This is a genomic window from Pseudomonas sp. Mn2068, assembly GCF_049319725.1.
Taxonomy (GTDB): domain Bacteria; phylum Pseudomonadota; class Gammaproteobacteria; order Pseudomonadales; family Pseudomonadaceae; genus Aquipseudomonas; species Aquipseudomonas gingeri.
Genome location: NZ_JBMOUG010000019.1, coordinates 47242 through 63201, shown reverse-complemented (window position 1 = coordinate 63201; position 15960 = coordinate 47242). Strand labels below are relative to the sequence as shown.

The following is a 15960-nucleotide window of genomic DNA, read 5'->3' as shown; positions in this document are numbered from 1 at the left end:
CCTCCCTAGACCGCCCGAGTAAAAAACACCGTGACCAACCCGGTGTCCGTCGAGCGCTGCAAGCCCGCGATGATTTTCACCAGGCGCCCCTCGTTCATCGCTTCCTTCACCGGCTTGAGCACTGCGCGCTGACCCAGGGGCCTGAACTCGAAATGGCGGTTGAACCAGTCATCCGACAATTGCCGGGGCCCCGCCTGGTAGCGGGTCAGGGGCACCGAGCGCTTGTCGGTCCATTTGAGCATGACGTAGTAGAGGTGGTTGGAGCCGGAGTGGGTACAATACAGGTTGACCGTATTGAAGGACTGGGATTTCGGGATCTCGTTCACGACAAAGCCATGACGGCGCAGGATGCCGATGACGGCGGTCTCGCTGTTCGAGGCCAGCTCGGCAATGCGCGCCGGCCCCCGGGCGTCGAACAACCGTGGATCGACGGCCTGGGGCGGTTCGAAGTCCAGGCGGGAAAAACCCACCGAGTCGGTCGCGCGACCGATGGAAAAGTGGGTCCGCCCCAGGGCCTGGGCATCGAGCTCGCGCAACAGCACGTCCATGTGCACGCCCCGCAGGCTCCAGGCTTCCTGCGTGCGCTTGAGCGCGACCATGCGACTCGCCGTGACCGACCTGTAGGCGACATCGCTGCGCTCGATCAGTCGGTTGATCGTCCTCTGCAGGCTGATCGGCGTCATACCCCGCAACGGCTGCGCCAGGGACTGTTCCATCGGTTCGCCGAACAGGGCGGCACGCACCGTCCAGGTTTGGCTGGGCGGGTCAAACGTGGCCGGTATCGGCTGCTCGTCCAGATGGCTCCACCAGTGGCTGAAATCGATTCGGGCCAGAGCGGCCGACGGACCGGGACGCTTCAGGAAGACGATATCGGGATGAACCTGCGAACCGTCGGGCAGCAGCTCGAAATAGCGCCCGTCCAGTTTCAGCAGGCGCCCCATGTCGGCCCCCCGTCTCGTATAGATCCCCCGGCTCGCCGATAGCTCCACGAGCTGTTCGTTTTCCAGGAGCAATCCCCGTGTCGCCCAATCCGCGGGTAACAAGGCCGGTCGACGGGTCATCCACTCCAGTTGCAGCACCGGGGCGGTGGCAGGCTGCGACGGCGCGGGCGGTGTCCAGGGTTGCCACATCGCGCGACTGGGACCCGGCTGCGGCTCGGGCGCATCGGCACGCAACAGGTATTCACCCGGCTCGTGGATGTGCAGGATCAGTTCATTGTCCTGCGTGGCGGTTTTCTTCAGGCGCAGGCTGCTTTCGCCCTTGGCCTGGTAGACCTCGTAGCGCTTGCTACCATCGGTGATGAACTGCACCCCGTTCTTCACGTAGCTGCCGGCATTGGTCGGGCCGTGCAGGGCCACGGCGTCATCTCCGGCGATGTTCGCTTCGTAGCCCGGCAGCATTGGTCGGGGCCTGGCAGAACGGTCGAGTTTTTTCAGGGCCATCGCGCCCTTGTGGGAAAGGGCCTGGCGCTGGGACAGGCTCTTCAGCGCCGCGCGCGGCCAGAGCCCCTGGCCGACCCTCGCCGGCCGGGTGGCCAGGCCGGCGGGAAAGAACGTCAGGGCGGCGTCGACCAACGTCATGTGCGCGGCCTTGAACAGCTCCAGGGCATCGCGTGGATCGCCGCTGCGATGAAACCGGCGCAAGGCCACGGCCGTCTCGTAGGCATTGACCGCGACACTGACCACGGGCACCACCGACAACACCCGGCGCCAGTAGGCCGAGCGCTCTTCGCGTTCACGCAACTCGCGCAACTGCGCCAGTTGCCGATTGGAGTTCGAGACCGACCGGGCACGTTGCTGCGCCCGCAGGACAAAGGCATGCGCCAGGAGCAGCGACAGATCGCAACGCTCGGTTTTCACCAGCCGCAACCAGTGCCCGGGATTTTCCGCGATCTCGCGCCGCACCTCCTTTTCCAGCGCGGCGGAATCCGGCAGGGGGGATTCCGGTTCGCTCGTCCACCAGCTCCTGATGACCTTGAGCAACGTCGTGGACCTGGCCGCGACAACCGGCGTGACTGCCGCAGATTGCAGGACCAGCGCAGCTCCGTCACCCCGCAGGGAGGCCAGTCGCGGCGAATATGCCTCCTGTTCCGCCGGATAACCCTCGACCACCTCGCGGTCCCAGCCCGCCGCCAGGCGTTGCACGATATCCGCCACCCGCTGCGACGCCTGCTCGGTCTTGACCAGTGCCCGTTGCGCCGCCGCCAGATCGGCGTGTTCGGTCAGCACCTGCTCATGGGGAGCCCCCGGCAGGTAGACCAGGGTTTTCCCGGAAATCCTGTCATGGATCGCCACCGCGTTGCCCACATGCCGCGCCCGGGCAAACGCCCGACCGGCGAAGGTGACCCGATGCAATTCGAGGTCCAGGCGCGCGGTCCGCAAGTCCACGGCGAACTCGGCGTTCAGGGCCACCTCGAAGGCCTCGGTCGCCCAGTCGCCGAGCCCTTGTTGCCGGGCACTGAACAACTCCATCGCGGCGCGTTGCCTGACCAGGCGGTACAACAGCGCGCGGTCGAATGCCCGGGGCTGTTCGCGCCGGGGATCCTCCACGCCGTAGAAGGCCCGCTGGATCAGGCTGTCGTACTGACCGCCAAGGTCGAGGGCGGAAATCGTCGCGATCAGGTAATCGGGGGTCAGGCGCTGCTGCCAGGCGGGGTCCAGGAGCCGCCCGTGTTGCAGGCGCCGGCGGCTACCCATGGATTGCGGATCGAGGTTCTCCAGGGCCAGGCGCAGCAGGCTGTAGGTATGTCGCGTGTCGCTGACCACGGTCTTCGGGCCCGACTCGCCCACTACGCGCTCGGGGTGACCGGCCCACACCCGCTCGACGCTGTCGGGAAGATCGAACAGCGGTTTGTCGATATCCAGCCCCGGATACCAGCCGTCCTGCCTGAGCCGCTCGATGAGTTTTCCCCGGGCGAAGTCATCCAGGTCCGGCAGTTGCCGTTCCAGCTTGAGCTCCAGGGCCTGCACGCTGTTCTGGTAGCGCGCCAACCGCCGCGCATACTGCTGGCGCGTCGACCGGGACGCCCCGGACAACCAGGCGGGCAGCCCCTGCGCCTGCACCGCGCCGAGTTGCAGTGCGGCCAGGTTGTCCAGCGCCCGCTCCCGGGCGTCGTGGCCGGGCACCGCGAGGTTCTGCGCCAGCTCATCGGCCAGCCATTGCAGGGAGCCGGGCGCATCGGCGACTTGCGAAAAAGGCCGCAGGCCGCCCTCGACCGCCCGGCAGACCCGCAGGTAAGCCTGGATCTGTTGCTGGAGCCCGTGCTGCAAGGCATCCGCGGCAATGGGCAGGTAATGCACGGCCAGCCGCTCGCCGGCCGGCAGGCTGCGCACCCAGCGCCGCGCATCGCCACGCTGGTCCCGGGCAATCAGCGGCCAGAGGCTGTCACATTCCGGACTGAGCAGGGTGATGCCCAGCCGTTGCGCCAGGCTGTCCAGGCTGATGAAGCGTTGCAGACCGCCCTGGCGTCCCGGCACGAACAGCAGCGCCGAGGTGCTCACGCGCCGATCCGCCAGGGCCTGGCGGGTACTGATGACACAGGCCCCCGTCAGCAGCCAGGGCCAGTCGTCGGGTCCCACGGCGATACCGACGATCCGTGTATCGCTGGCCACCCGTCCGGGCGGCGCTTGCGGCAGCACATCGAGGATCCGCTCCAGTTCCTTCTGATCCAGCAGTCCGAGCCGGTGTTGAATCCGTGCCTCGTACAACAGTGCCTGGCAGCGCCCCTTGAGCCATTTTTCGCCAAGAGCGTTGCCCTTCCCGTCCGCCTGCCAGAACCCGGCTCGCGACCAGTCCTGCCGGTCCCGCAGCAGCGCCTGGAGGTCGGCCGCCTGTTGTCGCCAGCGCTCATGATCCCCCAGCAGCTCGTTATAGGCCGGACTGTCGCGCCCGGGGCCCGGTTCATCCAGCAGCTTTAGGAGTCCACGCTCCTGCTGGCGCAGCTTGCTCTGGCGCAGGCGCACGGGAAGGTCCATGGCCAGGCTGCCGAAGGTGATCTCGAGCATCCGGCGGTGCTCGTCGCGCAGCAGCCGTTGCGCCAGCGCCGTCCTCACCGCTGGCAGACCGGTCAGGGCGGTGCGCGATTCCTGCATGGCTTCCACCGCCTGCAGTGGCGTCAGGCGCGCGGCATCGGCCAGGCCCTCGGGCAACATATACGCGCTATTGAGCAGCAAGGCGGCGGCCCATTCGTTGGCCAGTTGGGTCTCCAGCCGGCTCAGGGCGCTGTGGGCGAAGGCATCGCCGGCGAGCGCCGGGCTGTCCTGGAAATGGTAAGGCAGGGCCGGTCGCGCGCCCTGGGGAAACAGGCGATGGCGCTCCTGCAACGCCAGCAACTGCCAGGGCCGGTAATTGCCCGGGGCATTGAGCACTTCCGGAAGCCGGCGGTGCATTTCAGCCGGGTCGGCGAACTCGAAGAACTCCACGGGCGCACCGGGCACGAAGACCACCTGCCTGCCCCGCCGGACACTGCCGGTCCCGTGCAGGTGCAGGCTGCCGCTCAGGGCCAGCGTCGCCTGGCCTTCCGCCGGCCAGACCAGCTCCGAGACCATGAGCCGCGCCCAGCGGTCGCCGGCCAGCGTCCGCGCCTCGGGGGTCGGGGCATCCAGCAGCCCCATCAGCATATTGACCGCGCCAGCGGACAAACCGCCGAGGCCATAGGCCAACAGGACCTTGTCGTGAAACAACAGCTTGTGCAGTTCGATCAGGCGTTCCCGGCGCGACAGGTTGCTGTCATACGCCGGCTGCTCCCAGTAGCTGCGCAGGGCCGTATCGATACGGGAAGACAGCCCCAGGGACTTCAGGTGCGCCAGCACCTGCCCGGGGTCCAGTTGCAGGGCATTGTCCGGTTCGCCGACCAGGCCCAGGCGCACGCCAAGGCCCGAGCCCAGGGACAGGAACGGATTGCGCAACAGCGACATGGCGACCTGTGCCAGGGTCCGCGCCAACTGCCCGTCGCCACAACGCAGTGGCGGGATGAACAGGAGCCGATGCGGATCATGCCCGAAGGCTTCCCTCAGGAGCCGCTGGAGCACGTCGCCGATCCGTGGCGCCCGCTCGAAAAGCCGCTTGAGCCGATACTGGCTGTCGAGTCCGCGCACCAGCGCCGCCTGGAGCCGGTTGAGCAGCAGACTGGGGCGTTTCGACAGGGCGAGACGCTCGGCGAGTTGCTTGCCGAAGTGCTCCAGCGCCGCCTCGGGGGCGGACAGGAGCGGTGCTTCAACCCCGTTGGCCGGTTCCTGTAAGACCGTGTTCATGGGCATTCCCCTTTTCCATGGAAAAAGGAGAAAGCCTAGAGCCCGGCCCGGCATGCCCAGGCACTAGATAATTAACCACCAGCGGTGATCGCGGCCTGGAACGTTTTCACTCGGCCTTGCCATCATCGTCCGACGGCAGGCGGATCACCCGCGGATGGGCCGGCGGCGCCAGTGGCGGCGGTTGCTCCTGCGGCTCGACCCGGTACAGGTGCGTGATCACTTCGCTGACCCCGCCATGTTCGTCGTTGTGCACGATCATCGTCGCCGACTGGCGCATCCGGGCGAAGTTCTCGCCGCTCAGCTTGAAGCTACGACTCAAGCCCTCGTCCCCCACCACCGGCGGAGCCAGGCGACGCTGGGCATAGCCACGGCTCTTGCGCTGCTGATAACGCGCCCAGGCGATCAGCACCGCCGCGTTCAACAGGCCGATCCACAGATAGATCTGCAAGGTGTTCAGTGCTTCGAAGAACGAAATGTCGATCCGCGGCCCGGCATGCCCGTCGAGCAACGGCCACAAGCCCTGGATCAGCAGGTACAGCAGGCCGATCCAGGCCAGCAGGGTCAGCACCGCGTCGACGATCATCATGAAAGGCCGCTGGCGGGTTCGGAGGATTTTCATGAGCGCACCTTCTGCTCGTCGTCGACGGGCTTGATCCCCCGGTCCGGACTGACCCAGCGGGCTCGCCTGCCGCCCTGGCCGAACAACACCCGGGGAAAGCTGACCAGGGTGGTGAAGAAGCTGATGAACCAGAACACCAGCGGGTACCAGACCACCCAGAACATGACTTTCCACAGGTCCCGTTCATAGCGGCGGTCAATCAGCACGCTGACCGCGAACTGCCCCAGGCAGACCATCGCCAGCAACAGCCCGGTAAAGGATGGTGGCAGGATACGATGCACGGCGATCGGGGCCGGCATCTCGATAAACAGGCCCATGCAATAGAAGATGATCGACAGCAGGAAGGTAAACGCCCAGCCGGTCGACAGGCAGTATTCGAACAACAGCGGCCACAGGTAACGGTGACGCCACTGCCAGATGCCGCGGATATTCTTGAACAGCACCTCCGCGCCGCCCTGGGCCCAGCGCAGCCGCTGCTTCCACAGCCCGCGCAGGGTCTCCGGCATGAGGATCCAGCACAGCGCCCGGGGCTCGTAGAAAACGCTCCAGTGATCCAGTTGCAGCTTCCAGCTGATGTCGATGTCTTCGGTGATCATATCCGGGCTCCAGTAGCCCACCCGGTCCAGCGCCGTGCGACGGAAGGCACAGACCACGCCGGAGACGGTGAAGATCCGCCCGAAGACCCGCTGCGTACGCTTGATCAAACCGATGATCGAGGAGAACTCGCCGACCTGGACCCGGCCGATCAGGGTCGAGCGGGTACGGATCCGCGGGTTGCCGGTGACCGCCCCCAGGCGGGCGTTATGCAGCAGCGGCGCCACCAGGTAGGCCGCCGTGTGCGGCGCCAGCAGGGCATCGCCATCGATGCACACCAGGTACTCGCTGCGGGCCGCCACCGCGCCCATGCTCAAGGCCACCGCCTTGCCCTGGTTCTGCGCCAGGTGGATCACCCGCAGGCGTGGGTCCTGCTGCGCCAGGCCATCGAGCAACTGCCCGGTGTTGTCGCTGGAACCGTCATTGATGGCGATCACTTCGATATTCGGGTAGTGCTGGGCCAGCGCCGCCTCGATGGTCTCGCCGACGTTGTCACCTTCGTTGAAGCAGGGGATCAGGATCGAGATCAGCGGCTCGCCGGGCAGCGGCGGCGGCAGGGTGTCGGCTTCCCAGGGCCAGCGCCGCTCCCAGTGCAGCCAGAAGTACAAGCCGCCGGCCATCCACAACCCCGACATGAACAACGGGTAGAAGAACACGAAGTCCATCAGGAATTGCCCGGTGACCAGGAAAATCACGCCCAGGGGAAACCCCAGGACGAGCGCCAGGACGATCAGTGCCAGGATGCGATCCATCATGATCTAAGGATTCCACTTGTTGGAAAGTGCGGGGCGCACGGTTTTCAGGTCCGGACTGTTTTCGAGGAAATTGTCCGGGTAGTAACCGAAACTGGTCGCGCCCTTGCGCTTGATCCGTGCCATCCAGTCCGCCAGTTGCTCGCCGTCGATGTCCGTCGCCGGTTTCTGCCGCCAGTCGCGGGCCTGCAACTCGAACACGGTGCGATCCAGGGCGCCCGGACGTTGCCCGATCCGCTCGACCAGCCTTTCCAGCCAGTCGCCCGAATGGCTCTCGCTCTGGCCTTCCATCAACGGCATGGCCATCGGCGCGGTCCAGTCGTAACTGGTGAGGAAGTCATCGAGGTTCTGGGCGAACCAGGTCTCGCTCTGCGGGTCGATCACCGGCTCGGCGAACAGATTGCGCGCGGTCTGCACCTGCGGCCCGCGGATGGCACGGACCCTGGCGGTCAGTTCGTGGGTGAAATCGATCAGGTAACGGCTCTTGAAACGGGTCCAGCGCTGGAGTGTCGCCGGGTCGCCACGCAAGGCCTCGACGCTACCCGGCAGGCCGTTGGCCGCATAGGCGCGCAGCGCCTGGGGGCTGGCGTCCTCGAAATCGGAGAGCACAGCGTCGTCGTGATAGAGGACGCCATCGACCGAGGTCAGCCGCGCCAGGTCCTCGTAGATCTCGCCGATCAGGCGGCGCACCTCGGGGTCGAAGGGCGACAGGCGCCGGTACTGCTCGGGATCCGGGGCCACGTGGCCGGTCGCCGGGTCCCAGCGGGTCACCCGGGGCAGCCTGGAATCCAGTGCGAAGCTGAGCACCGGCATCCAGGCGAACACCTCGACATGGGCGCGGGTACGCAACTGCCAGGCGACACGGTCGAAGATATCCGCGCGGACCGGCAGGTGCCGGTTGGGAAAATACAGCTCGCGTGCCAGGCCATCGCCCTCGGGGTCGGCGAAGGCTTGCAGAAAGACGGTATTGGCGCCGATGTCGGAAATGCGCTGGACCAGCTTGTCGAGGTTGATTTCCTGACGGACCGGATCCGCGTCATAGACGTTATCCAGGTCGACATGCACCACGCGCTTGGGCGAGCGCGTCTGCACCGCGACGAGGCTGCTGGCGTAGTGCTCGCCATCGGGATCCGAGGCCACCAGGAACCGCGGACTGCTCATCAGCCTGTCGACGCTGTCGAGCCCGTCATCCAGGGTCAGCGCCATCTTGTAGCCCTGGCCGTCGATCACCTTCAGCGCCGTACCGTCGGCGACACCGTAGGGCCAGACCCAGACCCGTGGGGCGTAGCCGGTGACCGCACGGATCTTGTTCGAAATCGCCACCACGTCAGCGCGCATGCGGGCCTGGAAGTCGGCTTCGCTTTCATACCGGCCGGTGCTGGCATCGTAGCGCCGCGTGGCCGCCGCCGGTTGCTGGTTGCCTTGCGGGTTGGCGACGATGCCCAGGTGGCTGGCGTCCGTATGGGCGGCGATCTCGACCAGCCCCGAGGCGGAAATCTCCTTGATCTGGGCCCAGGTCAGGAACTGCGAACGCGGACGCAGCTCGCCGGCGAAGTTCACCGGCTGGCCCGCCGGCGTGTCGATCCAGGTCCCCACCGGTGCCAGCAACGCCGGCCATCGGTAGCTGCGCAGGACCGGCATCACGCGGGTGTAGAAACTCGCGTAGCCGTCGTCGAAGCTCAACAGCACCGCCTTGGCGGGCAGCTCCGGTCCGCCGCCGCGCGCCGCGAGGATCTGGTCGACGCTGACCGGCCGATAACCGTTTTCCCGCAACCACGCCAATTGTTCGAGCAATCGCTCGGTGCGCACGGCCACCACCGCCTGATCCGGGTCACGGTCCTCGACATCGTGATAAGCGATGCCCAGCACATGGTTCTTCGGCCAGGGTGCCTCATTGGCCGGCAGCGGGCGCTGCGCCGGCGCGGTGAAGGTCGCGGGAGTCTGGGCGCAGGCGCCGAGCAGCAACGCTCCCAGGAGAAGCAGGCAACGCATGATCAAAGGCATCATCCATCTCTTCTAGAAGCGATAAGTAAGGTCGACGGTCAGACGAAGGTCGCGTTCCCGATCCCCGTCGTACGGTCGGCTGAGCCAACTCACCAGCGCACCGGCGTCAAGGACATCGTTCCAGCTCACGCGCTGGCCGTAGCCCAACAGGGCCATGGCGCCAGTGGAGTGATCGCGCTGGCTGTAACTCCCCGCACCTACCTGGAACTGCTGGCTCCATACGGTTTCGTAGCGGTGGTAAAGGATGTGGTTGACGTTCACGGTCGGCAACACACTGAAGTCGGACTTGGGGTTGAAATAGGGGACGTCGTCACTTTTGGTGTTGTGGCTGGTACTGACTTCCAGACCCAGGTCCACTTGCACATGGGGCGCGCTATAGAGACCTTCGCGGCCGGTGAGCACGGTTTCGATGCGGCGGTTGCCGTCGCTGAAACGCGACGGGGTCACCGCCAGCTTCCATTCGCGGCTTTCATTGGCCCGCCAGCGCAGGAACGCGCTCGCCGAGTTGGCGCTGATACCGTTCTTCAGCGCGCGCAACGGCGTGGCCGCGGACAGGCGCTCGAGACTGCCGCCGTATTGCCAGTGATCGTCGATGTCGAGGGCGGCGGCCAGGCGCGCACCTATCTTGTTGCCCTCGCCGTAGGACTGGTTGGACACCTCGGCTTCCAGGGTCATGTCGCGGGTCCGCCGCTCCACCCCGAGCCGCTGCCAGCGGCGCTGGGCGTCGCCTTCGGTGAACTTGCCGAAGGCATACCCGGCACCGGCGAACAGTCGCCAGTCCTCATTGATCGGCGGGCTGTACAGCACCGTCTCGAGACCGTAGTCACGGCTACCGGTGACCGCCCCGGGCTCGCTGTCCGAGCCACCGCCGAAGCTCTTGCCGGTATAGGCCTGGACCCGCAGCTCAGCCATGTCATGGACGTCGCGCAGGCGTTGCAGGCGCTGCACCTGGCGGTTTTCCGGAAAGCGTTCGACCAGGTCGTCGGTCAGCGCATCGAGCTGGCGCCACTCCTGCAGATCGAGCGCCGTGTAGCCCTGGGCCACTTCCAGTCCGCGGTCCCTGGGGGCCAGGGCTTCGGTTTCCTTGTTCAGGTATTCGGCGCGACGCGGCCAGTCACGGGCCAGGTACATCTGCGCCATGGCCACGCGCAGCCCGATGTTACCCGGCACCTGCTCGAACAATGCCTCCAGGCCTTGCTCGCTGTCCGGCACGGCGTTGTCGTAGAGACCGACCTGGGCATTCAATTGCTGGGCATCCATCCACGAATCGCTGGGGTTGCCGATGGGCAACCCCTTGAGTTCGACGCGGGGCGACTCGTTTTTTGCCAGCGTCTGCGCCACTTCACGGGCTTCTTGCGGCTTGTCGCTTTCGAGCAGGGCATAGAACAGGGCCGTGGTGTCATCGACCCGGTCGGCGGGGTCCGCGTCCGGCGCCGACAGCACCTGGCGATACAGTTGCGTGGCCGTCTCGGGCTGGCGCACATCGAGGTAGGACGCCGCCACCCAGCGCAGGGCATAGGTCGGGATCGTCACGCCTTCATCGATCAGTTTCTGGTATTCGACCAGCACCTCGGCACTGCGCGCCCGGGCCTTGAGCGCGCCCATACGGTCGATGCGCCAGCGCACCACGTCATCGCGCGCATCGGGATTGGAGGCCCAATTGGCGAGCAGTTGCTCATAGTCGGCCAGCGCCCGGTCGGCGACGACGAAACGCTCGCGTTCACTGCGCGAGGCGAACTCCGCCAGACGCACGCGCTCGGCCGCCAGCTCGCCTTCGAGGCGCGCCACGGGCAGCGGCCCGATCAGTTGCGGATGGTTGCGGGCCAGGCGCAATGCCGGCTCGGGCAGGCGCGCACGTTCGAGGGCAAAGAGGTATTCGCGAGCCACCTCGGGGTTGTCCGATGCCCGGAGAAACGCCTGGTCGTACTCGAACAACGCGCCATAACGGTCGCCCGCCCGGGTCAGCGCGTAGCCCAATGCCAGGCGCCGCGAAGGATCATCGGGCTGCCGGGCCACCAGCTCGCGGGCACGGCGCACGGCCTCTTGCGGGTCACCGCCATCGGCCTGGGTCACGGCCAGGCCCAGTTGCGCATCGAGGCTCTGCGGTTCACGGGTCAGCGCCAGGCGATACACGCGTTCGGCGTCATCCCAGCGCTTGAGGTTGCGATACGCCCTTGCCGTGGCTGTCAGGGCCGGAACCGGCAGCGTACGGTGCGCGCCACTGGACTCGTAGACCGTCACCACCTCGCTGTCCAGGCCCGCCCAGCCCGCTATCTGCAAGTGGTCGCTGACCTGGCCGGTGGTCTGTTGCCCGGCAGGCAGCTGGCGCAGTTGGCTCAGCGCGGGGGCATAGTCACCGTTGCGGGCCTGGCGGATCAGTTGGTCGTAGGACGCGTCGGCGCAGGCCAGGCCACTCCAGAACAGCTGGCCGCACAGGGCCATCTGAATGAGCAGGCGAAGATCAACACGAGCAAAAGCAATCGCGGTACGCGGCATCTCGTCAACTTCCTTACGTGGCAACTAAAGCCCGTCGCGTCCAGAAAGCCGTTCTTGGATGATGCGCATTGGCTATCTGATCAAGAGTCTTTCACGCAAGGTTAGACCAAAAAACAACATGCAATAATTATTCAGATTTCGCCGGGCACCGACGAGGATGATTGTCGGGTCACTCGTGCAGAACCGCCAATTCGAGGATGAACGTCGTACCCTGGCCAACGACACTCTGGCAGCGGATCAGGCCGCCATGCCGGTCGATCACGGCCTTCACCATCGCCAGCCCCAGGCCCAGCCCTTCGCTGTCGTGGGCCGAGGCAAAACGCGTGTAGGGGTCGAAAAGTCGCGGCAGCTCGACAGCGTCGATGCCCCGGCCCTGGTCGCTGATGCGGCAGGCCAGCCGGTTGTCCGCCACCGTCACGGCGAGGCTGACGCAGGTGCCGGAAGGGCTGTACTTGATGGCGTTTTCCAGCAGGTTGAACAGCGCCCGGGTCAGCAGCGCGGCATCGGCGCGGACCGGGCTTTCATCGGCCTCGTCGAGCTCATGACGCAGTGCGATGCCCTTGAGCTGCGCCAATGGCGCCACCTGGTCAAAGGCATCCAGTACCAGCATGGCGAACAGCACCGGCTGGAACCGGTAGGCCTCCGACTCGGCCTTGGCCAGGTGCACAAACGCCTCGGTCAGGCCCAGGGCCCGGCGGACCTGTTGTTCGATCTGCCGATGCAGCGGCGCATCCTCGTGCTGCTCGCGCTGCACATCCAGCAGCGCCAGGATCGCCGAATGCGGCGCGCGCAGGTCATGGGACAGAAAGCGCAACAAGGCCGCCCGCTGCTGCTCGGCTTCGCGCTCCTGGCTCAGGTCCGCAAGGCTGAACAGCCAGCCGACGGCGACTTCATCTTCCGCCGACAGCAGCGGTGCGAGGTCCAGGCGCAGGGTGCGCTGGCGGCTGTCGCGAAACTCCTGGCGGGTCAGTGCGGACAATGCCGGGCGTGCGCCCCCGTGCAGGTCGGGAAAGCCCAGGCGCGCCAGCACCTCGAGCCAGTTCTCGCCCACCAGCGTCGCGCCCAGCAGTTCGCGGGCGCTGCGATTGGCGAGCAGCACCTGGCCTTGAGTGTCGGTTATCAGCGTGGCGACAGGCAGGCACTCCAGGCCATCGGCCATGAATCGCCGGGTATCGCGAGTGCGCCCGAGGGCCTGTTCCAGGGCGGCGATACGACCTTGCAGGACATCGCCGCCGGGGACGATCGGCCGGCGACGCTCGGGCAGCACCCTGGGCTCGTCGTTCAACCGGGCCAGCTCCCAGCCGAAGTAGGCCAGCACCGCGCTCAGGCGCCGCCAGTTCCAGATCAGGTAGGCCAGCAGAAAGCCGCTCAGGCTCGCCGCCGGCGACCACCACAGGCCCAGGCGCAGCAGGCCCCAGGCACCGGCCAGCAGCGCAATCATGCCGGCGAGCGTCAGCCACAGGGCATGCCGCGCGCGCAGCAACAGGCCGCCCAGCAACAGGGCCACCGTCGAGACGGACAGCAGCAGGCTCGGCAACGGCGACAACGCGACAATGCTGCGCTGTTGCAACAGGCCGTTGAGCAGGTTGGCCTGGATCTCCACCCCGGCAGTGGTCCCAGCCTGCTCGGAGACCGGCGTGACATAACGGTCGCCCAGGCCCGGCGCGGTGGCACCGACCAGGATCAGCCGGTCACGCAACAACTGCGGTGGCACCTCACCGCGCAGGACGCTGATATAGGGCACGCTGGGAAAGCCGCCGGCACCGGCGACAAAGGGCAGCAGGATGGCGTTGCGGCGTTGCCAGTCCCGGGCTTCGGCAAGGTCCCCGTCCCCGGCACCCGGCATCGCGGGTTGCCCGTCCGCCGGCAGCGCCATCTGGTACGCCAGCCAGGCCAGTTGCTCACGGGTTTGCCCGGCCGGGCCCTCGAGCAGGAAAAGCCCGCGCACCACGCCGTCGTTATCCGCCTCGACGTTGATATGGCCGACGGCCCGGGCACAGCGCCGCAACGGCTCGATCGGCTCGATTTCCCGCAACGGCGTGGCAAACCGCGGCACACCTTCGCGCAACAGCGGCAGGACCACGTTACCGGCGCGACACAGGGCCTCGGCCAGGTGTTCATCGCCATCGCCGGGACGTTCCGGTTCACTGAAGATCACATCGAACAGCACGCCCCGGGGCTGCGCCGCGGCCAGGCGATCCAGCAATCGGGCATGCACGTCGCGGGGCCAGGGCCAACGGCCGAGGGCCTCGAGACTGCGGTCATCGATGGTGACCAGCAGGATGCGCGGATCGACCGGCAGCGGATTCAACCGGCTCAGGCGATCATAGAGAAAATGACTGAACGCCAGATTCTGGTTCAGGGACAGCACGGCGGTCAGCGGCAGCAACAGCAATCCCACCAGCAGCCATTCACGCAGCAGACCACGGAACAGCCGTTGCGCCTGCGTCGGTTCGCGTGCCTCGCGCCGCCGCCAGAACCTCATGGAGGCGAAACGCTCATGAAGGTGAAACACCGCGGCTATTGGGCATGCAACGTCCTGGGCCAGTAGTAGATATCGTAGACCCCAGTCTGGCCCTCAAGTCCCTGTTCGTCGAATGCCGACAGCCGCACGTGGTAGAAGGCCGCCTGCAAGTCGCTGAACTGGATCTGCGGCGTGCTGGAAAAACCTTCCTGCTTGATATCGAGGAAGCCGACATCGGTGGCGACCTGCGCGCGATAGCGCCGGGCCCCCTCCAGCGGCTGGAGAAACAGTTGCCAGACCGGCTTGTCGCCCCGTTGGCCGTCCTGGCCCAGCAGGCGCGGCGCCGGTAGCAGGTCGGTGGGTTTCAGCTCGCCGCTGCCGCGGATCTTCAGGCCCTGCCGGGCATTCACCGGTACCGCGGCCTCGGCCACCGCCAGGCGCTTCGCCCCGACCTTGCCCGGCTCCGCCTGGGCGGGGATACGCCTGACCGCGACCTGGCCGTCCAGCACTTCGACCAGCACCTGGCCGTCTTCGCCACGGGTGCGGAAATGCGTACCGCGCACACCGAGCACACCCACCGGGGTCTGGATCCGGAAGCGGTCGTGATCACTGGCGCGCTTGATCACGTAGGACTCGACCTGCCCCTGCTCCAGGATCACCTGGGGCACCGCCAGCACTTCATCCAGTTGCAGGCGTACCTGGGAGTTGGACGGCAGGACGATCCGCGAGCCATCCCCCAGGCCGAGGCTGACAAAGGCATCGGCCGCCGTTCGCACGGCCTCCTGCTCATCCACGCGCATGCCCTCTTCCAGGCGGCTCTCCTGCCCCCTGGCATCGAGCTTCCAGGCCTCGCCGGCCAGGTGCAGGACGACCGCCGGCAACGGTTGCGGACGGCATTGCTGTTCACGATCGAGATAGGGCGCGCGGGACAGCGCGGGCGCCGCCGATACGCCAAGGCCAGGCAGGCCGACAACGACACCGATCAGCCAGGGAACGATGCGTTGAAACAGGCCGCTTCGAAACAACGGGCTGCGAAGCAGGGAAAAGGAAGAAGAGGCAAACTCGGTCATCGGCTCGGTCGCTCGGACAGGGAGCAGGGATAAGGACTACGGCACTGAGCCAGGTTTCTCAATCATGCCACAGCGCCCCGCGGCCACCGGACCACACTGTATGTCTTGATATGAAAGGAGTGCCACGGAAAAAATGGCCAAGGGAAGGCATCCCAACCTTCCCTCGACAACGATTCGTGTGGATCCGAATCGCTACCCCTCCGTGGGTCGGACTTGCTCCAAAGTGCCCCTGTGCTACTGGGCCTACTCTATGGGCAAATCCGTCCTTGGCGGACAATCTGCAAGAATTGTTCAGAATTGCCGGCTTCAGAATATCCAACGCTGCTGCTCCTGCCGCACCGCCTGTTCCTTGATCCACTGCGCCAGCTCCAGGCTGCGCGAGCCCGGCCATTCGGCGGGCATGACCAGATCGCCGGCCACGGGCAGGGACAGGCGCATGGAGACGATAGCCGTCGTACGCGGGATCGAGTAGCACATGCCGACGGTGAAACCGAGCCCCAGGCACAAAACCAGCCCGGTGATCAGCGACACGACTGTCCAGGGTTGCCAGCGCATGACGCGAAAGGGACTGCCCATTGTTCCTTCTCCTTGTACCAGCGAACCGGTACCCTGCAATCAGGCGACTTGAGCCCCGCACAGCAGGCACCGGCAATTTGATATCAAGCCTAACCAGCCGGCGCCGACGCTTGAGGGATTCGCCAGAATTGTT

General features: G+C 66.3%; 8 protein-coding genes. All 8 read right to left on the bottom strand.

Annotated features, from left to right (window positions below):
* Nucleotides 1–5: 5 nt before the first annotated feature.
* Entirely contained in the window at nt 6–5252 is a 5247-nt protein-coding gene (locus ACL9RJ_RS29600; protein WP_422765916.1) for a dermonecrotic toxin domain-containing protein, read from the bottom strand.
* Between the two features lie 106 nt (nt 5253–5358).
* Nucleotides 5359–5871, bottom strand: a complete 513-nt coding sequence (gene pgaD, locus ACL9RJ_RS29595; RefSeq protein ID WP_017124755.1) for a poly-beta-1,6-N-acetyl-D-glucosamine biosynthesis protein PgaD — start codon at nt 5869–5871, stop codon at nt 5359–5361.
* Nucleotides 5868–7220, bottom strand: a complete 1353-nt coding sequence (pgaC, locus tag ACL9RJ_RS29590) for a poly-beta-1,6-N-acetyl-D-glucosamine synthase (RefSeq protein ID WP_017124756.1) — start codon at nt 7218–7220, stop codon at nt 5868–5870. The genes pgaD and pgaC overlap by 4 nt, the downstream gene beginning before the upstream one ends.
* A gap of 3 nt (nt 7221–7223) precedes the next feature.
* Nucleotides 7224–9221, bottom strand: coding sequence for a poly-beta-1,6-N-acetyl-D-glucosamine N-deacetylase PgaB (gene pgaB / locus ACL9RJ_RS29585; RefSeq protein ID WP_042934774.1), 1998 nt, complete (start codon nt 9219–9221; stop codon nt 7224–7226).
* 12 nt (nt 9222–9233) lie between these two features.
* Nucleotides 9234–11717: a poly-beta-1,6 N-acetyl-D-glucosamine export porin PgaA gene (gene pgaA / locus ACL9RJ_RS29580; protein ID WP_422765915.1), complete on the bottom strand. Its 2484-nt coding sequence runs from the start codon at nt 11715–11717 to the stop codon at nt 9234–9236.
* A gap of 169 nt (nt 11718–11886) precedes the next feature.
* On the bottom strand, nt 11887–14202 hold the full coding sequence (locus tag ACL9RJ_RS29575) for a CHASE2 domain-containing protein (RefSeq protein WP_422765914.1): 2316 nt from the start codon (nt 14200–14202) through the stop codon (nt 11887–11889).
* Nucleotides 14203–14237: 35 nt separating this feature from the next.
* Nucleotides 14238–15251, bottom strand: a complete 1014-nt coding sequence (locus tag ACL9RJ_RS29570) for a FecR family protein (protein ID WP_017124760.1) — start codon at nt 15249–15251, stop codon at nt 14238–14240.
* A 306-nt stretch (nt 15252–15557) separates the two neighbouring features.
* On the bottom strand, nt 15558–15827 hold the full coding sequence (locus tag ACL9RJ_RS29565; protein WP_017124761.1) for a hypothetical protein: 270 nt from the start codon (nt 15825–15827) through the stop codon (nt 15558–15560).
* Nucleotides 15828–15960: the final 133 nt, after the last annotated feature.